Annotated in this window: 14 protein-coding genes; 7 read left to right on the forward strand and 7 right to left on the reverse strand. The window is 70.6% G+C overall.

Annotation, left to right across the window (positions count from 1 at the left end; all coding sequences use genetic code 11):
- Positions 1-32 precede the first annotated feature (32 nt).
- Both ACZ45E_RS19860 and ACZ45E_RS19865 read right to left on the reverse strand, forming a co-directional pair.
- Positions 33-1889, reverse strand: coding sequence for an MFS transporter (locus ACZ45E_RS19860; RefSeq protein WP_468222259.1), 1857 nt, complete (start codon positions 1887-1889; stop codon positions 33-35).
- Positions 1890-2023: 134 nt separating this feature from the next.
- On the reverse strand, positions 2024-4603 hold the full coding sequence (locus ACZ45E_RS19865; protein WP_468222261.1) for a D-alanyl-D-alanine carboxypeptidase: 2580 nt from the start codon (positions 4601-4603) through the stop codon (positions 2024-2026).
- 663 nt (positions 4604-5266) lie between these two features.
- Between ACZ45E_RS19865 and ACZ45E_RS19870 the strand changes: the two genes are divergently transcribed.
- From ACZ45E_RS19870 to ACZ45E_RS19880, 3 genes are all read left to right on the forward strand, one after another.
- Entirely contained in the window at positions 5267-6004 is a 738-nt protein-coding gene (locus ACZ45E_RS19870; protein WP_468222262.1) for a GOLPH3/VPS74 family protein, read from the forward strand.
- Between the two features lie 377 nt (positions 6005-6381).
- Positions 6382-7239, forward strand: coding sequence for a helix-turn-helix domain-containing protein (locus ACZ45E_RS19875; RefSeq protein ID WP_468222263.1), 858 nt, complete (start codon positions 6382-6384; stop codon positions 7237-7239).
- A 270-nt stretch (positions 7240-7509) separates the two neighbouring features.
- Entirely contained in the window at positions 7510-7710 is a 201-nt protein-coding gene (locus ACZ45E_RS19880; protein WP_468222265.1) for a DUF397 domain-containing protein, read from the forward strand.
- 146 nt (positions 7711-7856) lie between these two features.
- On the opposite strand, the gene ACZ45E_RS19885 is transcribed toward ACZ45E_RS19880, so the two are convergent.
- A complete protein-coding gene (locus ACZ45E_RS19885) occupies positions 7857-8705 on the reverse strand; it encodes a hypothetical protein (protein WP_468222266.1) in 849 nt (282 codons plus the stop codon).
- A gap of 93 nt (positions 8706-8798) precedes the next feature.
- Between ACZ45E_RS19885 and ACZ45E_RS19890 the strand changes: the two genes are divergently transcribed.
- Together ACZ45E_RS19890 and ACZ45E_RS19895 are read left to right on the forward strand one after the other, a co-directional pair.
- Positions 8799-9593 carry an SDR family oxidoreductase gene (locus ACZ45E_RS19890; protein ID WP_468222267.1) on the forward strand — a complete coding sequence of 265 codons (795 nt, stop codon included), beginning with the start codon at positions 8799-8801 and terminating at the stop codon, positions 9591-9593.
- Positions 9594-9921: 328 nt separating this feature from the next.
- Positions 9922-11496, forward strand: coding sequence for a sodium:solute symporter family protein (locus tag ACZ45E_RS19895; RefSeq protein WP_468222269.1), 1575 nt, complete (start codon positions 9922-9924; stop codon positions 11494-11496).
- 404 nt (positions 11497-11900) lie between these two features.
- Here the strand turns inward: ACZ45E_RS19895 and ACZ45E_RS19900 are convergent, their stop codons facing one another.
- From ACZ45E_RS19900 to ACZ45E_RS19910, 3 genes are all read right to left on the reverse strand, one after another.
- Complete coding sequence (locus tag ACZ45E_RS19900; RefSeq protein ID WP_468222270.1) at positions 11901-13022, reverse strand: ADP-ribosylglycohydrolase family protein; 1122 nt, start codon at positions 13020-13022, stop codon at positions 11901-11903.
- A 240-nt stretch (positions 13023-13262) separates the two neighbouring features.
- Positions 13263-15398 (reverse strand): LamG-like jellyroll fold domain-containing protein, encoded by a 2136-nt coding sequence (locus tag ACZ45E_RS19905; RefSeq protein ID WP_468222271.1) that lies wholly within the window; start codon positions 15396-15398, stop codon positions 13263-13265.
- A 108-nt stretch (positions 15399-15506) separates the two neighbouring features.
- Entirely contained in the window at positions 15507-18110 is a 2604-nt protein-coding gene (locus ACZ45E_RS19910; RefSeq protein ID WP_468222273.1) for a bifunctional FO biosynthesis protein CofGH, read from the reverse strand.
- Positions 18111-18229: 119 nt separating this feature from the next.
- Between ACZ45E_RS19910 and ACZ45E_RS19915 the strand changes: the two genes are divergently transcribed.
- Both ACZ45E_RS19915 and ACZ45E_RS19920 read left to right on the forward strand, forming a co-directional pair.
- Complete coding sequence (locus tag ACZ45E_RS19915) at positions 18230-18553, forward strand: hypothetical protein (RefSeq protein WP_468222274.1); 324 nt, start codon at positions 18230-18232, stop codon at positions 18551-18553.
- A 124-nt stretch (positions 18554-18677) separates the two neighbouring features.
- A complete protein-coding gene (locus ACZ45E_RS19920; protein ID WP_468222275.1) occupies positions 18678-20201 on the forward strand; it encodes a CehA/McbA family metallohydrolase in 1524 nt (507 codons plus the stop codon).
- A 101-nt stretch (positions 20202-20302) separates the two neighbouring features.
- Here the strand turns inward: ACZ45E_RS19920 and ACZ45E_RS19925 are convergent, their stop codons facing one another.
- Positions 20303-20749: an ATP-binding protein gene (locus ACZ45E_RS19925; RefSeq protein WP_468222277.1), complete on the reverse strand. Its 447-nt coding sequence runs from the start codon at positions 20747-20749 to the stop codon at positions 20303-20305.
- Positions 20750-20863 lie beyond the last annotated feature (114 nt).

Consider the following 20863-nt stretch of genomic DNA (forward strand, 5'->3'; position numbering starts at 1 on the left):
GGGCGGCCACTTGAGCCGCCCGGCTGCCGCTGCTACTTGAGCTCGTCCGGGCAGGGCGTGCCCCGGGACCACCACTTGTAGGGCGCCGCCAGGTGGTACGTGCCGGACCTCGGGGCGATCAGCGCCGTCCACTTGTCGCCGGAGGCGTCCTCCTCCGTCTCGAAGAGGCAGCCGTGCACGTTCTCGTACCGCTTCGGCGACGACTCGTCGCTCTCCCGGTCCCGCTTCGACGCCTCGGTCTCCTCCGGGGCCTCAAGCGCCTTGCCGTCCGCGTCGACGACGGCCAGCCACGGCGAGTACGGGACACGGATCAGGACCCGGCCCGGCTTGGTCACCTCGATGGTCAGCTCGGCCTGTTCGGCGGCGTCCACGGCCGCGTTCGGCTCGGCCATCGGCGTCGGGTCGGTCACGGCGAACAGCTGCCAGTTCGCGTCCCCCCACACCTGCTCGAGGTAGGGCAGCCCGCGCTGCACCAGCTCCCGCTCGCGCTCACCGCCGTCGCCGTCCGGTTCGCCCTTGGGCAGGACGACGTAGTGCACGGCCCAGCGCTTGAGCCACTCGTGATAGTTCGCCGAGTTGAGCGTGTCGTCGTAGAAGAGCGGGTTGCGCTTCATGTCGGCCTGCCGGGTCCAGCCGCGGGCCAGGTTCACGTACGGGGCGAGCGCGGACGCCTCCCGGTGCGAGCGGGCCGGTACGACCTCGACGCGGCCGCGCTCGGCCTTGACCTCCTGGAGCTCGTTGACGAGGGGGGCGAGTTCGCGGGCCCAGGAGGCGGCCGGGGTGGTGTGGACGACGTCGTCGACCGACTTGAAGCCGACCCAGCAGTTGAAGAGGACGAAGGCGAACACGATGACGTACCACTTGCGCGAGCGCGGGGTGGTGAACGGCAGCACGGCGAGCAGCGCGGCGCCCGCGAAGAGCATCGGCAGCCGCGTGATGTTGGAACCGATCTGCGAGCTGATCAGCCACACGAGCAGCACCGACAGGGTGTAGACGGCGGCGGTGATCCGGACCGTCTTCCACTCCTTGGGGACGATGAGGCAGATGAGCGTGCCGTAGACGACCGGCAGCAGCGCCGACCAGAACGACATCGGCTGCGTGCCGGAGAACGGGAACAGCCACGCCGAGAGCCCCACCACGGCGGCGGGCGCGATCCCGAGCGCGTACGCGCCCGGCCGCCGCTTCTGGAGGAAGAGGGCGACGGCGACCAGCCCGACGAAGAGCCCCGCCACCGGCGAACAGGCCGTCGCGATCCCGGCCAGCGACGCGGCGACGACGGCCTTCGCCCACCGCCTGTGCCGCCAGCGGTACGGCCAGCAGAACACCGCCGCGGCCGCCGCGAGCCCGAACATCATGCCGAGCCCGAAGGTGACGCGCCCCGACGCCGCGTTGCACAGCAGGGCGAAGACCCCGGCGAGCGCGGGCCACAGGGGCTTCGCCACGACGCGCGTACGGATCAGGAGGAGGGTCAGCAGGGTGGCGGAGAGCGTGCCCGCGATCATCATCGTCGTACGGACGCCGAGCACGGACATCAGATACGGCGACACCACGCTGTACGAGACCGGGTGCATGCCGCCGTACCAGGCGAGGTTGTACGCGGAGTCGGGGTGCCGGCCGACGAACTCGGCCCAGGCGTCCTGAGCGGCGAGGTCGCCGCCACTGTTCGCGAAAGTGAAGAACCAGATGATGTGCAGGACGGCGGCGACGGCGGTGACCACGAGAATCGGGTGCCGCTCGGCACGCGCCGCCCACCGGGACGCGCCCGTGGTGGTGGCGGCGGTGGGGGACGGCTCGCGGCCCTGCGGCTGCTCGGTGTCGAACCGTATTCGTCCGCGCTCGCCATCCGGATCGGCGTCGTCGTCGGCGCGCGTCGGCTCCGCTGTGGCCACTGCTGACACTCCCGTACGTACCGTCGTTAGCGACCGAGGGAACGTCCCGGTCCTGCCCCGGTCTCGCGACGCTAGCACGGGCGCCCCGGCCGGGCGCCGCGGGAGGCCGGTTGCCCCGGCCTCCCGCGGACGCCCTATCCGACGCGCTTGATCTTCGCCCCGAAGCCCGGCTCGGCGAGGTCCTTCTGGAGCGCCACGGGTACTTCGACGGCGTCGGTGTCGTTCTTGCCGTCGCCGACGGTCAGCACACCGACCTCGGTGCCCGCCTTCGCGGTGTGCGGAAGCGTCCTGCCCTTCTGCCCGTCCAGCTCCAGCCGGACCGTCAGGCCCGACCAGCCGACCGCGGAGACGTCCTTCGTGGCGACGACCGGGGTGGTGCCGCCCAGGCCGTCGTCGACCCGGCCGACGACATCGCCCTTCTTCACGATGGTCTTGGCGGTGAGCGCGCTCTGCCCCGACTCGATGAGCTTGCGCACGACGCCGGTGACCTCGTCGATGTTGGCGGTGCCGCTGCGTCCGTACTGGCCGAGGGCCGCGCCGATGATCGTCTGCTTCTTGCCGTCGACCTGCTTCTCCGCGGCGAAGAGGATGTTGCCGCCGGCCGCGGTGGTGGTGCCGGTCTTGATGCCGATGGCGACGGTCGGGACGAGCCCGAAGAAGTTGTTCTGCTTGTCCCCGTTGAGGTCCACGTAGCTGGGCTGCCGCGAGACGTCCTTGAAGACCGGGTTCTCCATCGCGGCCCGGCCGAGCTTCACCAGGTCCTGCGCGGTGGAGACGGTCGTCTTGTCGAGGCCGCTGGGGTCCGTGTAGGTGGTGTTCTTCATCCCCAGCTCCTTGGCGGTCTTGTTCATCTTGTCGACGAACGCGTCCTCGGAGGAGCTCTTGCCGTCCCAGCGGGCCAGCAGCTTGGCGATGTTGTTCGCCGACGGCAGCATGACCGCCTGGAGGGCCTCGTACTCGCTGATCTGCTGGCCCTCGGTGACCTTCACGACCGACTCGTTCTCGGCCTTGCCGGTCTCGTAGTGCTTCTGCGCCGCCGCGTCGACCGGGATCTTCGGACCCTTCTCGCCCGGCTTCAGCGGGTGGTCGCGGAGGATCAGGTAGACCGTCATGACCTTGGCGATGCTGGCGATCGGTACGGGCTTCTGGTCGCCGGACGTGCCGAACGTACCGATGCCGTTCACATCCATCGCCGCCTGGCCCTGGCCGGGCCACGGCACGGACGGCTTGTCTCCCTCGAAGGAGACGGACTCCTGCGCGGTCAGCTCCAGCGTCGGGGTCGGCAGCGGGCGCACGGCCTGTACGACTGCGAACACGACGATGAGCAGCAGGACCAGCGGCGTCCAGATCTTGACCCGGCGCACGGTGGTACGGACCCGGGTCTCCGGGGGCGGCGGGGTGTTGGTCAGCTCGGCCAGCAGATCCAGCGGCGGCTTCGGCGGCAGGGGCTGCTGCGTGGTCCGCTCCGGGGCGGCGGGCTCCGGCGGCCGCGCGGCCATCTTCTTCCCGGCGCGGGGTGCGGGGCGCTCCGCGGGCTTCTTGGAGCCGGTGCCGGTGCCCGCGCCGGTGGCGGTACTCGCGCTGGTGCCGGTGCCGGTGCTCGTGGTGGCGCCCGCGGTGGGTGCGGCCTTGCCGTCGAGCGGCTTGAGCGGCACGAACTTGCTGGTCCGCTCGGCCTCGGCGGGCCCGGCCCCGTCGGCTTTCGCCCCCGGCGCCTTGAGCATGGTCGTCGGCTGATCGACCGGCGGCGCGACCGCCTTGAACACGGCGGTGGGCTGATCGCCCCCGCGCGCTCCGGCTCCACCGTCACCGGGCTTGGGCTTGGCGCCCTTGGCGGTGTCGGCGCCCTTGGGGGTGTCGGCGCCCTTGGCGGTGTCGGGCTCGGCGGCCTTGGGGGCCTTCGCGTCGACGGGGGCCGGGATCGGCTTGGCGTCCGTCGCGTCGGCAGGGGCCGAAGCCGGCTTGGCGTCCTCGACGTCATCGGCGGTGCCGGGCTTCGACTCGGCCGGCTCGGCATCCTTGGGCTCGTCCGCGGTGCCGGGCTTCGACTCGGCCGGCTCGGCATCCTTGGGCTCGTCCGCGGTACCGGGCTTCGCCTCGGCCGGCCCGGCGTCCTTGGGCTCGTCCGCGGTACCGGGCTTCGCCTCGGCCGGCTCGGCGTCCTTGGGCTCGTCCGCGGTACCGGGCTTCGCCTCGGCCGGCTCGGCGTCCTTGGGCTCGCTGGAGGCGGGCTCGGCGTCCTTGGCGTCGTCGGCCGTGGACGGCTCGGACTCGGCGTCATCACCGGCGGACGGCTTCGACGCGGCAGCAGCACTCTTTGCAGTCGCTACGGCAGCCGCGGCAGTAGCCGCCCTTGCCCCAGCACCCGCGTCGCGGCCCGGACCAGGCTCGCCGGCACCGGACTTCGCCCCGGACTTGGCGGCATCGCCCTCGGGGCCGGCCTCGGCGGCCGAACCCGGCTCGGCGTCCGCGTCACCGTCAGCGCCGACATCAGCGGTACGAGCCTCCGCCCCGGCGTCACCCGGAGCCGCCCGCTCGGGCACGGGCTCGGGCTCGGGCTCGGCGGCACCGTCCCCGGCAGCCTTGACGCCCTCGGCGACATCGTCACCGGACCCGTCCACGCGCGCCTCAGCGGCGTCCTCGTCCCCGGCGGGGTCACCGGTGACCCACGCCGCCACCGCGGCCCTCAGCCGGGCGTCACCGGCCTCCTCCACGGGAGCGGGACGCGCGTCCCCGGCCTCTTCCGCCGCAGCGGAGCCAGAACCGGTGCCGGTGCCGGAACCGGCACCGGAGCCGTCGCCGGCGTCAGAACCCGCACCGGGGCCCTCGCCGGAGCCAGAATCCGTACCGGAGTCAGAACCGACCCCAGCCCCGGAACCCGCATTCGCCCCGTCCGCGCCATTCACGGCATCCGCACCATGCGCGTCGCCCGCACCATTCCCGCCGTCCGCGTCCGCGTCGTTCACGCCATCCGTGCCACCCGCGTCATTCGCCGCTGCGACATCGCGGACCGAGAAGACCGCCGTCGCCTGGTCCACACCGGACCCCGACGGAGTCTCCCGCGCCACCGCGAGGCGCGGATCCTGTCCGCCCGGAGCCGGCCCGCCCGACGCCTTCTGCTCTTCGCCCGACCTGTCGGGGGTCCCCGCCACCGATGCCTCCTCGACCGCTCACACCACTAAGCGCCGGACAGGCCGATCCTGTCTGGCCCTGCCTGGCCCTGTCCGAACCATGTACCAGTGTCCTGTGTGGGGGCTTAACCCCCGTGGTAGACGAGAACGACATACCTGCCGGTTCCCACCCAAAGCCCCCACGCACTCTCGACAGACCAATGTGAGAGGGGTCACCCTGTCATTCATCCACGCGGGGAGGCATGGATGGGCAGGAGCCGCAGAACACTTCCGGAGGAGCTTCTGCTGCTGGCGCTGGACCCGACCACGGGTACCACCGCACAGCCGCAGTCGCTCGACCTAGGTCTGGCCGGAGCACAGCTAGTAGAGCTGGCGCTGGCCGGACGGATAGCCCCAGACGGGGATCGTATCGCCGTGGTGGCACCACGGCCGACCGGAGATCCGACTCTGGACTGCGCGTTGGAGTTGCTGCGAAGGCGTGGCGCTCCTGTGCGGGCGGTCCACTGGATTGGCGGGCCGCGTCTCGGGCTGCGCCAGACCTACCTCTCGCACCTGGAGCGGTGCGGCATGGTGCATGCCGTGGCGGGCCAGATGTGCGGGGTATTGCCGACGACTCGCTATCAGGCGACGGACACGGCGATCAGCCGGGAGATCAGGTCCCGGCTGGATTCAGCGATCCGTACCGGTGTTCCGCCGGACCCACGGACCGCGGCGCTCGCCGCGCTGGCCCATGCGGTCGGACTCGGCAAGCACCTGTATCCGGGTAATGAGGGACGCTCGTCCCGCTCCCGGCTACGGGACCTGATCAGGCACGACCCCATGGGCGGCCTCGTGGCGCACGCCGTGATGGACGTCCAGAACGGTGTGGCCGCTCAGCCACGCCGCTCGCCCGCCGCTCCGACGGGCAGGGGCGCACCGGAGCCCGCCAGGGGAGTTCCGATGCAGCCGCGTCATGGTCCGATGGCTCGTGCCGTGGCCCACTAGGCAGACGGCACAAAAAGCGCCACGGACACCACAAGCACCACAGGGCAAGAAATCACCACCGCACGACCAGCACGACCAGCACCACCCGCAACAGCGCCGCGCCGCAGTCCCCCAAGACCCGGTCCGGGAGCCGCTGTACCGCGCGGGGCGATGAACCGGACGTCCGGACGACGACCCCGGCCATCGCCCCGCGCGGTCGCGTTTGCGCTGCGTATCCCGCATCCGGCCGCGGCACGCGGCCCGGCCTGCGGCGCCGCATATATCCGCTGTTTCCCAGCGCCGGGGAGCCCTTGGGTGGCAATCTGCTCAACAGCAGATACGTAACGTACAAATACGCAACGTACAAAAAAATGCACGCAGCCGGAGGTGCACGTCCCGTGGCGTCCAACGTCAATCCCACTGTCAGGCGACGGCGGTTGGGCCAGGAGCTGCGCAGGCTCCGGGAGCTCAAGGGCATGACCGCCGAGGAGGTCGCCGAGCGCCTGCTGGTCTCGCAGTCGAAGATCAGCCGCCTGGAGAACGGGCGGCGCAGCATCAGCCAGCGCGACGTACGCGACCTCTGCGGGGTGTACGAGGTCGAGGACCACCGGATCGTGGACTCGCTGATGCAAATGGCCAAGGACTCGCGCCAGCAGGGCTGGTGGCACTCCTTCGGCGACATCCCGTACAGCGTCTACATCGGTCTGGAGACCGACGCCGCGAGTCTGCGTGTCTACGATCCGCAGGTCGTGCCCGGACTGCTGCAGACCCGCGGCTACGCCGAGGCGCTCATCAACGGCGCGCTGCCGGAGACGACCCCGCAGGACATCGAGAAGCGGGTCCAGGTCCGGATGCGCCGCCAGGAGCGCATCCAGGCGCCGGACAATCCGCTGCGCCTGTGGACGGTGCTCGACGAGGCGGCGCTGCGCCGGCTCGTGGGCGGCAAGAACATCATGCGGGAGCAGTTGGAGCACCTGGTCGAGCAGTCCCGGCTGCCGCATGTGACGGTGCAGGTGATCCCGTTCGAGATGGGCGCGCACCCGGGGCTCAACGGGCAGTACGCGATCCTGGAGTTCCCCGACGCAGCGGATTCCAGCGTGGTCTACATCGAGGGCGTCACCAGTGACCTGTATCTGGAGAAGGCCAACGACGTACAGAAGTACAGCGTCATGTACGAGCATTTGCGGGCACAGGCGCTGAATGTGGAGCAATCACGACAGTTCATCTCGGAGATCGCCAAGGAGTACGCGCGCTGACGCCCTCCGCGACGATCTCCGGAAGGCCGGATACCTCGCGGGAGACACCGGATTTCCTGCCTCCGAGGCAAAGGTGCCGCACCGTACACCTTCACCTCGGGGGAATGGAAGACTCACCTGGGATATGCCATCCGGTCGGGTGAACGCCCGCTTCATGCACCCGGGTTGGCGAGTAGCGTCGATCACGCCATCAGGACAACATCGTTGGCGAGAACCGCTCTGGACCTCCAGGCGGGGATGTATTCGACCACTGGCTAGACCGGAGCAAACATGGCAATTCAGCAGGGCGCCACGGAATCCTGGATCAAGTCCTCGTATTCCACGGGGAACGGCGCATGTGTAGAAGTCAAGTCGCCCGAGCTGCACGCGATCGCGGTGCGGGACTCGAAGGTCACCCAGGGCCCGTCGATCGGCTTCGGCCCCGACTCCTGGAATGCGTTCGTGCACGAGGTGAGCACGGGCACGGTCTGAACCAAGAACGGCACAACAACCGCATATGCACCACCAAGCACCACAGCTACACCAGCTACACAGTTACACCGTAGGAGCCCTCTCGACTGGTTCGCCGTCCCGGCCGAGGGGGCTCGGCCTTTGCTGTTTGCTCTGCTACAGCTTGCTCAGCGCAATTGATCGACGTAGCGGTCGGTCCCCGGCACCGTGGGGACGAACGGTGCCACGAGTTCCACCCGCGCCCCGAGCCCCGCCCCGGCCACCTGCTCCCCCAGCCCCGTGAAGTGCTCCTCCCAACAGGCGCGCGGGTCCTCCTCCAGGAACCACAGCAGCGTCAGCCGGGTATCGACGCCCTCGACCTGTTTCACGTATGTCATCCGGTCCCCGGGCAGCGGGGTGGGCCTGAAGATCGTGACCATCGCGGCCGGTGACCCGGCCAGCGCCCCCGGCAGCCGCCGCGACCGCAGCCACTCCAGCACCTCGGGGCGTCGCTCGGCCCGTTCGACGTCGATGACCTCCAGCACCAGGCCCGCGTAGGGGTGATCGAGGGCGTGGAAGTCGCGCGGGCCCGCGGCCCCGTCCCGGTAGACCGTCGCCTCGTGGTCCTGGAACGCCGTGAAGACGTGGGTGCGGTCCTGGTGGACGCGGCCGTCGCGGTTGAGCCGTTTGTTGATGCCGACGGTCCACTTCATGTGGTCGTCGTAGCGCCCCTCGGTGACCCAGTACGTCGAGAGGTAGCAACCAGCCGTCACGGGTTCGGCGACCGCCGACTTCTCGGGGTAGCGCAGCAGTTGGAGATCGCGGTTGGCGACCCAGCGCCGGCCCGCGAACATCCAGGGCATGGCCATCGCACCGGCGTAGTAGTGGTCGTCCTCGTACCAGCGGTTGTACGCGTACTCGTGCCCCGGGTGCGGTTCCACCATGGTGATCAGGGCGTGCCCGGGGTGCACCCCGTACGGCCCGAGGGCCGCCAGTTCCGCGTAGGTCTCGCTGCGGGTACCGGAATCCGCGTCCATGCCACTCCCTCCCTCGCACGGACTTCCAAAGCCCGCGTCGCGCCCCTACTCTGACGCCCCGTCAGAAAGATGGCCAGACTCGGGAGGCGCCCAATGGGCAACGGTGAGCTGCTCGCCGGAAAGACCGTGATCGTCTCGGGGGTCGGTGCCGGTCTCGGCCACCAGGTGGCCGCGGCGGTGGTGCGGGACGGCGGCAACGCGGTACTGGGAGCGCGCACGGAGTCGCAACTGTCCAAGTGCGCGTCCGAGTTGGACCCCTCCGGGGCCCGGACCGCGTACCGGTCGACGGACATCAGTGACGAGGGGCAGTGCGAGGCCCTGGTGGCGCTCGCCCGCGAGCGGTTCGGCGGGGTGGACGCGGTGGTCCACGTCGCGGCCTGGGACAGCTACTTCGGCGGTCTGGCGGACGCCGACTTCGAGACCTGGAGCAAGGTCATCGACGTCAATCTGCTCGGCACGCTGCGGATGACCCGGGCCTGCCTGCCCGCGCTGAAGGAGCGTGGCGGCTCGGTCGTGATCATCGGGACGCAGTCGGCGATAGCCGCCCCGTCACAGGTGTGGCAGGCGGCGTACGCGGCGTCGAAGGGGGCGCTGACGAGCGCGATGTACTCGTTGGCGCGCGAGCTGGGTCCGCACCGGATCCGGGTCAACTCGGTGTTGCCCGGCTGGATGTGGGGACCGCCGGTGCAGGCCTACGTCCAGTTCACCGCGCACACCGAGGGCGTGCCGGAGGACGAGGTGCTGGCACGGCTGACCGAGCGGATGGCGCTGCCGGAGCTCGCCACCGACGGCGACGTGGCGGACGCGGCGGTCTTCTTCGCCTCGGACCGGGCCCGCGCCATCACGGGCCAGCAACTTCTGGTGAACGCGGGCGAGTTGATGCGCTGAGCGCCCGCCGGCCCCCTCCCTCCTTCACGCGACCGCACGGGACCCGCATCCCGTGCGGTCGTTCACGTATGTGCGGCTGCTGACGAAGTGCTCGCCCATGGTGTGGCCGACGTCACGATCACGACAACTCCCCACCGGGTAACGAAAATGCAAAATCGTTCGACTTGCTGATCTCGGTTCACATCCATGACCGCTATAGCCCTTGACCGACTGACCGAACAGACGGTTCAATCCCGGAAGTCCCCACTCCCGCACGGGGGCGCCCGCTGAAACGGACGGACTGACGAAGAGCCGCAACGTTCACAAGGCGGACCCCTGGAGGGGGCACATGAACAGTCTCGACTGGGCCGTGCTCATCGGCTACTTCGGCGTGATGGTCGCGATCGGCATCTGGTCACACAAGCGTGTGGACGATGTCTCCGACTTCTTCACGGCCGGCGGAAAGATGCCCTGGTGGCTTTCCGGCATCTCGCACCACATGTCCGGCTACAGCGCGGTGATGTTCACCGGCTACGCCGGCATCGCCTACACGTACGGCGTGACGTCCTTCATCACCTGGTCGTTCCCCATCGCGCTCGGCATCGCCATCGGCGCCAAACTGTTCGCGCCGCGCATCAACCGGCTGCGGTCGCGGCTGCACGTCGCCTCGCCGCTCGAATACCTGAAGAACCGCTACAACCTGAAGACGCAGCAGGCGCTCGCCTGGTCGGGCATGCTGCTGAAGATCGTGGACGTGGCCGCCAAGTGGGCCGCCATCGCCACCCTGCTCGCCGTCTTCACCGGCATCTCCATCAACCAGGGCATCCTGATCACCGGTGTCATCACGGCGATCTACTGCACCATCGGCGGGCTGTGGGCGGACGCGCTGACCGAACTCGGCCAGTTCATCATCCAGCTCATCGCGGGCGTCGCGATGTTCATCGCGGTCGTCTCCAAGCTCGGCCCGTTCGGCGGCATCTTCGGCGTCTGGGACGAGCCGGAACTGGCGGGTCACGGCAAGCCCCTGGTCGGCCCCTACGGCACGGTCTTCCTCCTGGCCTTCCTCTTCATCAAGCTGTTCGAGTACAACGGCGGCATGCTCAACCAGGCCCAGCGCTACATGGCCACGAGCAGCCCCCGCCAGGCGACGCGCTCGGCCCGGCTCTCCGCGATCCTGTGGCTGATCTGGCCGGTCGTCCTCTTCTTCCCGATGTGGGTGTCGCCGCTCCTGGTGAAGGCGCAGAAGCCGGACGGTTCGGACTCGTACGGCCTGATGACCGAACAGCTCCTCCCCCACGGCCTGCTGGGCCTGGTCATCGTCGGTTTCTTCTCGCACACGATGGCCATGTGCTCCTCCGACGCGAACGCGATCGCCGCCGTCTTCACGCGTGACGTGGCGCCCGCGATCTCCAAGAAGGCGAAGGAGCAGTGGGTCGGCAACAAGGGGCTGCTGGCCGCGCGGCTGACGACGGTGATATTCCTCGGCCTCTCGATGGCGGTGGCCACACAGGTCAACTCGCCGACGTTCAAGGACATCATCACGGTCGTCATCAAGTGGGTCGCCGGTCTCATGGGCCCCATCGCGATCCCGATGATGCTGGGTCTGCTCCGCGCGTTCCGCAAGTCCGGGCCGACGGCGGCGCTCACCAGCTGGTCGATGGGTCTGCTCGCCTTCTGGCTGGTCAACTACCCGATCAACTGGAACGTCGAGGGCGGCGTGCCGCTCCAGTACCAGGTCTCGATCCCGCTGGCCGTCTCGCTGGTCCTCTACATCGTCATCGGCTTCGTGAAGCCGGAGGACACGCCTGAGCGGGACGCGCTGATCGAGGTCCTGAACACGGACGACGACGGACCGTCCTCGACGGGCGCCGCCGCGATCCCGACACCGGCGACGGCGCGGGACGACGACGTACAGCGCCTGTAACCAGCGCACCGCACGGCTACGCCCCCTCCCCGGTCCACGGGCGCTGGGGGGCGTACCTGTGCGCTGGCGCGGGCCCTTTTGACACGCTTGCCCACCCTGCCGCCCCAGGCGGCAGATTGCCCAAGGCGGGGGCGGGGCGGAGGTCATCGGAGCCTCCGAGCCTCCGAGCCTCCGAGGCTCCGAGGCTCTTAGGCCCACCGGGGTGCACGCGCATGGCGACCGGAGGGGGCGTGCCGGGGTGCCCCCGCAGGACTCCGCAGGAACTGAGTACAGGATGCCGCGCCTCTGGCGGTCAGAGGGCGAGGAGACCGATCCGGCCGAGGAGGCACCCCGGCACGACCCCGCCCCACCCCGAGGCAAGGCGCCACCCCATCCCGAATACAAGGCGCCCCCCAGCGCGGCGCTCAGCCCCGCGGATACCGCGCGAGCCACCCCGGCGAGGAAACCCCCGGCCCGTGCAGCGCAGCGCCCTGCGTCATCTCCATGGCGAAATCATCCGCGAGCTCGAGGATCGTCGCCCGCCCCTCCAGCTCCGCCACCCACGCCGGCGGCAACGCGGTTTCCCCGTGCATCGCCCCGAGCAACCCCCCGCACACCGCCCCGACATCGGCCGACGGCCCGTCGTGGTGCACGGCGAGCCCGAGCCCGTGCCGGATGTCCTCGCCGACCAGCGCGCAGTACACCGCGGCCGCGACCGCCCCCACGGCCCCACCGTCCCCGACGAGCTCCCCCACCCGCGAGGCGCTCGGCATCCCCTGCCGTACGGCACCCACCGCGTGCTTCAACGCCTCCACGACGGGCGGGTGCCCGGGCCGGGCGGCCAGCAGGACGAGGGTCCGCTGCACGGCCGCGTCCAGGGAGTCGCCCCGGGCGAGGGCGTGCACGATGACGGCGTACGCGCCCGCGGCCAGATAGGCCTCGGGGGCGCCGTTCGTGTGGACGGCGCACTCGACGGCCAACTGGAGCACGAGCTGCGGCTCCCAGCCGACGAGGAGCCCGAACGGCGCGGACCGGGTCACCGCCTCCGCCCCGACCGCGTCGACGTTCTTGGGTTTGTCCAGCGTTCCCATGACGTCGTTGCCGAGTCCGAGCAAACAGACCTGCGAAGCACCGCGCCGCGAGTACAGCCACTCCTCGCGGGCCAGCCAGCCGTCTTCCTTGCGGCGTTCGTCGGGCCCCCAGTCCCGCTGGGTGGCGGCCCACCGCAGATAGGCCCGGTGGACATCGGTGGGCGGATGCCAGGCCCCGGTGTCGCGGCGTACCTGCGCCCGGATCAGCCCGTCGACGGTGAACAGCGCGAGCTGCGTCGCCGCGCTCACCGCACCGGTACGGCCATAGGCGGGCGCGAGCCGGGTGAGCCCGGCGGCGCCGTGCGCCTCCCGGATCCCCTCGAGCGTGAGCCCTTGCAGCGGGGCCCCGAACGCGTCACCGAGCGCGGCACCGAGCAGCGTGCCCCGTACCCGGCTGCGGAAGTCCTGCTGCTCGACGCGGCCCCAGACGGCCGCGGCGGCGACCGGTGCGCCCATGGGATCCCCTCCTCCGGGCAGCACTGTAATCGACCGAGCCCGACCGGGAACGTTCGCTTGCGCGACTCATACGACCTCAACTGGTATGCGCGGAGTCGCCCTTGAAGTCGGTTGAGACTAAATTTGCCCACTTCGCGACAGCGTACGAACTCTGCCGACCGCTGGAGCACGCGCTGGGTGCCGCACCACCACACAAGAGCGGGCGTACCGCAGCCGGTACGCCCGCCCCTCAGCTCCCGCCTAGCAGAGGCAGGGCTCGGTACCGAATCCGAGGCCGAGGACACTGCCGGCGTCCAGCGCACCGGAGAAGGCGTGCACCTCGTCGACAGCGCCGTTCAGGTACTCACCCCAGCCGTCGCCTACATGGCCGCGCCCCACTTGCAGCCCCCCGGTGCTGTGCCACGCACCATGGAAGGACGCCGTCGCGGCGGCGTCGGTGTGACCGTCCAGGTAGAGCTTGATCTGGTCGGTCGAGTCGTCGTACACGACGGCCAGTCGCCGGCCCGGGCCCTTGCCGCCGTCAGCGGAGGCTGCCCGGCCGACCACCGTCTCGGTGGCACCGGCCTCGTCGCCGTCGGTCACCACCAGCTGCCATGTGTGACTCGTAGGGACGTAGCGCACCTTGAACGCGTCCGCGTTCTCGCCGCCCTGGGAGAGCACCGTCATCGGGCGGTCCGGGTCGGCGTCCGCGAGGCGGACCACCACACCGATGGTGAAGCTGTCGTCGGTGTCCACGACGGGCCGGGACGTGGCGGCGTGACCGGCGATCCCGTCCAGAGAGAGGTGCCCGTCGCCCACGAGCGCGCTGTCGGTCGCGGGGGAGCAGTCCGGGTCCAACGCGCACTCGTCCGAGGAGCGGTGGATCGTCGCCCCGTCGGACAGCGTCAGCGGCGCGCCTCCGTACAGTTCCGGGCTCGCACCCCCCTCGACGTTCTCCAGGGACCAGTGCCCGTTCAGCCGGGGCTTGCGAAGCGCGAGGTCGGACGCTTCCGCCGGGACGACGACCCGGTCGTAGACCCGTACATCACCCACTTCACCCTCCCAGCGGTCGCGGTACCCCGTCGCACCGCGGGCCCGTCCAATCTGGAAGGCTCCCGAGGCCGCGATCGGCGTCGCCTCTTGCGGTGTACCGACCGCGTGACCGTTCACGTACAGCGTGGCGAGTCCGGTCTCGGTGTCGTAGACGCCCAGTACGTGGGCCCATTCGCCGACCTCGGGAGCGCCACCGGAAATCTGCGCTCCCCCAACCTCGAAGGACCACACCGGTGCGGAACCGCCCTGCCGGAGCCCGAGGGCGAATCCGGGCGCCCCGTCCGCGTCCTGGCTCGCCACGGTCCGTACAGCGTCCGTGCGCGCCGGGCGCACCCAGCCACCCACCGCGAACGTCCGTCGCGTGTCGAGGACCGACGCGTCCGGCGTCAGGTATCCGTGCTCCGTACCGTCCAGGTTCGCGGTCGTGGTCAGCGCGGTACCGTCCGGTGCCGTGGCACCGAAGGTGACTCCGGTGCCGACCCGTGCGTCAGGCCCGGTCACGGCCGCGGCCGACTTCGTGCCCGCGGGGTCGGCGAGGTTCCAGTGGGCTGTAGGGGCCCGGCCATTGGAGATCAGGAAGGAATAGTCCGTCGAACCGCTGGAGCGGCCCGACCGGTCGACGGCCTCGACGGTCAGGCGTCCCGAACCCGAACGGGTCGGCAGGAACCGGACGGTCACGGGCCCGCCGGGCTCCTCCGGCCGCGCGGTCAGGTAACCGCCCTCCGGCCACCGGTAGCGGTACGAGACGACATCGTCGGACGGCGAGTCCATGGTGAAGGTGCCGTACTTCCCGACCCCGTCGGCCCACTGGTCCTCGGGATACTCCGGTGAGGAGACAGTCGGTTTCTCCGGGCTCTCGTCGTCATAGACGAACTCGCAGACGGAGCCGCCGTCCCCCGAACTCCAGGCTGAGGCCGCAGTCCCGTCGTCGGCCCGCACCCGCCAGGACACGACGGTCTGCGGGGGCACATCGTCGGGCATCTGCCACCCTTGCTTCGTACCCGACAACGTCTCACGCGTCGTGTACGTCCGGCGCTGTTCCGAGCCGTCGGCGCCGGTCCACCATGCTTCGAACTCGCCCCGCACGAGGTTCGCCTCAGCGGGCTGGTTGTCCTCCTCGGGGTCGAACAGCACAGCGGTCAGTCTCGGTGATTCCGAGACGTACGGCCGGTCCACCCCCGCCGCGCACCCCTGGCCCCCCGTCCCCAGGTCCTGGATGTGCGGCTGCGACGGCGGCAGGTTGTCCGCCGCCAGGGCCGCGGTCGGTGCCGCGGCGACCGTCAGAGTCGCCGAGCACACGACGGCGGCCCGTCTGAGCTTGCTCCAAGTCTTACTGCTGGTCATCAAGTTGCGCCCTCCCCTGCTGTCCCGCTTTTCACGCGGACCGCAGGAGGCTAACAAGGGGCACTGACACAAGGGCGGGGCGCCCGGCGCGGCCCCCCGCCCCCCAGGTCAGTCCCCCAGCACCGGCAGCAACTCCGGCAGATGCCCGTCCGACGCGGCCGCCGCCAGGACCCGCTCCGTCGGGACGGTCCCATACAGCGTCGTACGGGGTTTCGCCGGGCGGCCCGCCGTCTCCGCCACGGCCACCAGGTCCTTCACCGACTTGTAGGAGCCGTACGACGAGCCAGCCATCCGGGAGATCGTCTCCTCCATCAGGGTGCCGCCCAGGTCGTTGGCGCCGGAGCGGAGCATCTCGGCGGCGCCCTCGGTCCCCAGCTTGACCCAGCTGGTCTGGATGTTGGGGATGTACGGGTGGAGGAGGACGCGGGCCATGGCCGTGACGGCCCGGTTGTCGCGGGAGGTCGGGCCGGGCCGCGCGATGCCCGCCAGGTAGACGGGGGCGTTGGTGTGGATGAACGGCAGCGTCACGAACTCGGTGAAGCCGCCCGTCTCCTGCTGGATGCCGGCCAGGGTGCGCAGGTGCCCGAGCCAGTGGCGCGGCTGGTCCACATGCCCGTACATCATGGTGGACGAGGAGCGGATGCCGAGTTCGTGGGCGGTCTTGATGACCTCGATCCAGGTCGCCGTCGGCAGTTTGCCCTTGGTGAGGATCCAGCGGACCTCGTCGTCGAGGATCTCGGCGGCGGTGCCGGGGATCGAGTCGAGGCCCGCCTCCTTGGCGGCGGTCAGCCATTCGCGGATGGAGAGGCCGGTGCGGCTCGCGCCGTTCACGACCTCCATCGGGGAGAAGGCGTGCACGTGCATGCCGGGGACGCGTTCCTTCACGGCCCGCGCGATGTCGAAGTACGCGGTGCCGGGCAGGTCCGGGTGGATGCCGCCCTGCATGCACACCTCGACGGCCCCGACCTCCCATGCCTGCTGGGCGCGGTCGGCGACCTGGTCGAGGGAGAGCGTGTACGCGTCCGCGTCGGTGCGGCGCTGCGCGAAGGCGCAGAAACGGCAGCCGGTGTAGCAGACGTTGGTGAAGTTGATGTTCCGCGTGACGATGTACGTGACGTCGTCGCCCACCACCGACTTCCGGATGTCGTCGGCGATCGCGCACAGGGCGTCGAGCGCCGGGCCGTCCGCGTGCAGCAGGGCGAGGGCCTGCTCGTCGGTGAGCCGGGTCGGGTCGTCGGCCGCCACCGCCAGCGCCTCCCGCGCGTCACCGTCGATCCGCGAGGGCACCATGCCGGGCGCGGCCTGTTCGCGCAGCGCCTCCCAGTCGCCGTACACCTCGTCGAAGTCGTCGCGCCGGTCGCTGGTACGGCCCTCGGTGTCGATGGTGCGGTGCAGGTCGGTGCGGCCGGATGCCGCAACGTAACCCTCGTCGGGCTCCTGCCACGGGCGGCCCACGACGGGCGCGTCGGCGATCGCGAGCCCCGTCTCCGGGTCGGCGAGGGCGCGTACGTGCGGCAGCAGCCGCGGGTCGAGCCAGGGTTCGCCGCGCGTCACGAACTCCGGGTACACGCACAGCCGTTCGCGGAGGGTGAAGCCCGCTTCACCCGACTGCTGCGCCAGTTCGGCCAGTCGGGGCCAGGGCTTCTCCGGGTTGACGTGGTCGATGGTCACCGGGGAGACGCCGCCCCAGTCGTCGATGCCGGCGCCGATGAGGCGCGCGTACTCGCCGTCGACCAGGTTCGGCGGCGCTTGCAGGTTCCCCGACGGGCCCATGATGTGCCGGGCCACGGCGACCGTCGCGACCAGGTCGTCGAGCTCGGCGTCGGGCATGCCGCGCATGGCCGTGTCCGGCTTGGCGCGGAAGTTCTGGATGATCAGTTCCTGGACGCCGTGGTACGAGCGGGCGACGCGGCGCAGCGCGAACAGTGACTCGGCGCGCTCCTCGTACGTCTCGCCGATCCCGATGAGCAGCCCGCTGGTGAACGGGACGGAGGAGCGGCCCGCGTCCTCCAGGACCCGCAGCCGTACCGCGGGTTCCTTGTCGGGCGAACCGTGGTGCGGCATGCCGGGCTCGGACCACAGCCGCTCGGCCGTCGTCTCCAGCATCATGCCCATCGACGGGGCCACCGGCTTGAGCCGCTGGAAGTCCGTCCAGGTCAGGACGCCCGGGTTGAGGTGCGGCAGCAGACCCGTCTCCTCCAGGATCCGGATCGATATGGCGCGGACGTACGCGATCGTGTCGTCGTAGCCGTGCGCGTCGAGCCATTCGCGGGCCTCGGGCCAGCGGTCCTCCGGCTTGTCGCCGAGGGTGATCAGGGCTTCCTTGCAGCCGAGTTCGGCGCCCTTGCGCGCGATGTCGAGGACCTCGTCCTGCGACATGAACATCCCGTGCCCGGCGCGCCGCAGCTTGCCGGGGACGGTCACGAACGTGCAGTAGTGGCACTTGTCGCGGCACAGCCGGGTCAGCGGGATGAAGACGCTCTTGGAGTACGTGATGACGCCGGGGCGGCCGGCGGCGGCGAGCCCCGCGTCACGCACCCGGGCCGCCGAGGCGGTGAGGTCCGTCAGGTCGGCGCCGCGCGCCTGGAGCAGGACGGCGGCCTCCGTGACGTCGAGGGCGACACCGTCCCTCGCCCGTTTGAGCGCGCGGCGCATCGCGTTGGCGGTGGGTCGGTCTGCCTGCGTCTGGGATACGGCGTCCGGATCACTCATGAAACGAGCATACGAGCGCATCCCGGACGCATCGAAGGCACGCCATTCCTGTCTGCGGGGCTTCCGGGACCGCGCGCCCTCGTCTACGCTCACGGCGTCCTGCAAACGGGGGGTTTGTCATGCTTGTACGTTCCCGGTCCCTGACCGTGCCGCTGTTGCTCGGGGCGCTGCTCCTCGGCGGCGCCCCGGCGGCGACGGCGTCCGCGCCGGCGGGCTCGCACACGAGTGCCGCGGCGCCGGCCCATCAGGCGAGGGCGGCGCAGAAGACCGCGGAGTCGGTCTCGAAGTCCGTCACGAAGTCCAGCACGGGCAAGAAGGGCAAGAAGAGCAGGAGCAAGAAGAAAAAGAAGAAGAGTGGGGCGCTCGGCTGGATCCTGGTCGTGGGGATCGTGCTCGTCGTGCTGATCGTCGTGGTCCTGATCCGCAGGCGCCGCAGGTCGTAGCGGCCGCGCGCCCGCGGTCGTCCGGAGTCGCCCGTAATCCGTCGCTCCCCTTCCCTTGGAGGGGAGTTCACGGCTCAATGCCAGGGTCGCACACATCACATCCGACACCCTGGGGAGCCGCGATATGTGCACCGACGACATACCCGTACAGAACGACGGTCCTGGCAGACGCGCTCTGCTCGTGACCGGAGCCGCGGGCGCGCTTACGCTCGCCACCATGAGCTTCGCCAGCGCCGCCGACGGCTCGCGGTCCACGAAGACGCTCAAGGGCACGCTGCCGCCGGGCGCCCCCGACTTCGTCTACCTGCCGGTGGAGGTGCCGCGCGGGGTACGGGAGATCAGGGTCTCCTACACGTACACGAAGGCGGCGGTCCCGGCCGGCACGCAGAACAACGCGCTCGACATCGGCCTCTTCGACGAGCGCGGCACGGCTCTCGGCGGCAAGGGGTTCCGCGGCTGGTCGGGCGGTGCGCGCACGGAGTTCTTCGTCCGCGCGGACGACGCGACGCCCGGTTACATCCCGGGTCCGGTGCGCGCCGGTACGTGGCACATCGCGCTGGGCCCGTACACGGTGGCGCCGGAGGGGCTGCCGTACGAGGTGACGGTGGTGCTGACACACGGCGCGCCCGGCAAGGCGCCCGCCCGCGTGTACCCGCCGGAGCGGGCTCGTGGCCGGGGCCGCGCCTGGTACCGCGGCGACTGCCACATCCACTCCTGGTACTCGGACGGTCGCCGCACCCCGGCGGAGATCGGCGCGCTCGCGCGGGCGGCGGGCCTGGACTTCATCAACACGTCCGACCACAACACGCACTCGGCGCACGCGCATTGGGCGGACGTGGCGGGTGACGACCTGCTGGTGCTGATCGGCGAGGAGGTCACGACGCGCAACGGGCACGTCCTGGCGCTCGGCGTCGAACCGGAGACGTTCATCGACTGGCGTTACCGGGCGCGTGACAACCGCTGGGCGAAGTACGCGCAGGAGATCCGCCGGGCGGGCGGCCTGGTCGTGCCCGCACATCCGCACGCGACGTGCATCGGCTGCGGCTGGAAGTTCGGCTTCGGCGAGGCGGACGCGGTGGAGGTGTGGAACGGCCCGTACACCCCGGACGACGAGATCTCGCTCGGCGACTGGGACAACACCCTTGTCTCCTACGCCCGTTCGGGCCGCAGGTCGGGCTGGATCCCGGCGATGGGCAACAGCGACGCGCACCGCGACCCGGACCGGATCGGCGGCCCCCAGACGGTGGTCCTGGCCGACGACCTGTCCCGGGACGCCATCCAGGCGGGCCTCAAGGCGGGCCGCTCCTACGTCGCCGAGTCCAAGGACGTCGAACTCACCTTCACGGCGACCGGCGGCAAGGGCGGCCACGCGGGCATCGGCGAACGTCTCGCGGTCCCCCTGGACACCCCGGTCACGATCACCCTGGACGTCAAGGGCACCCCGGGCCGCACCCTCCACTTGGTCACGGACCAGGGCACGCTGTTCACGTCCCCGCCCCTGCCCGAATCCGGCACGGGCACGGTGAGCTGGCGGACGACGCCGTCGTACGCGGCGTACGTCCGGGCGGAGGTCCGCCACACTCCGGCGGTGCCGGGCCTGCCGGGCGCCCTGGCAGCATTCACGAACCCGGTGTTCCTGGGGACGTGACGAAAATGGCACACCGCCTGTCTCCGGTGCCGCCCCACCGCGCCTGATCAGCCCCCTGGCCACACCCGCGTACGCCGTGCGGTGAAGTCGGCCAGGGGGCACTAACTTCCCCCGCACTCCGCCCAGAGCAGCTTTCCGCCTGTCGGGGCCGGGAAGGTGTACGCGCCCCAGTCGTCCGCGTAGGCCCGTACGAGGAAGAGGCCGCGCCCCTTCTCCGCGGTCACGTCCGCACCGGCCCCGCCCCTGCCGAATCCCAGCGGGACTTTGGGGTCGCCATCCCATACGGCCACCCGTACGCGCTGCGCGTCCATGGCGCCCGGCCCGATCCGCAACGCGTAGGGACCTGTTGTGTGCCGGTGGGCGTTCGCGAGCAGCTCCGCTGCCAACAGCTCGGCGTCGTCGCTGAGTTCGGTACGCCCGTACGCCCTGAGGACCAGCCGGAGCGCGGCCCGGGCGATTCCCGGGGCCCGGGGGTCGTGGGGCAGCTGGAAGGTGTACGTGCCTGGAACCGGGTCGGGTGGGGAGTCCAGCGGCGATACGGTTGACATGGAAGTCTCCGTTCAGCGGGAGGAGTTGGTGTCGCGGTGGTGGTTCCCAGTGACCCGGCCGCTCCGTCGAGCGGGGTGCTTCTGGGAGTCAGGCGCCGAGCACTAAAGTAGCGA

The organism is Streptomyces sp. NPDC030991 (assembly GCF_055571235.1).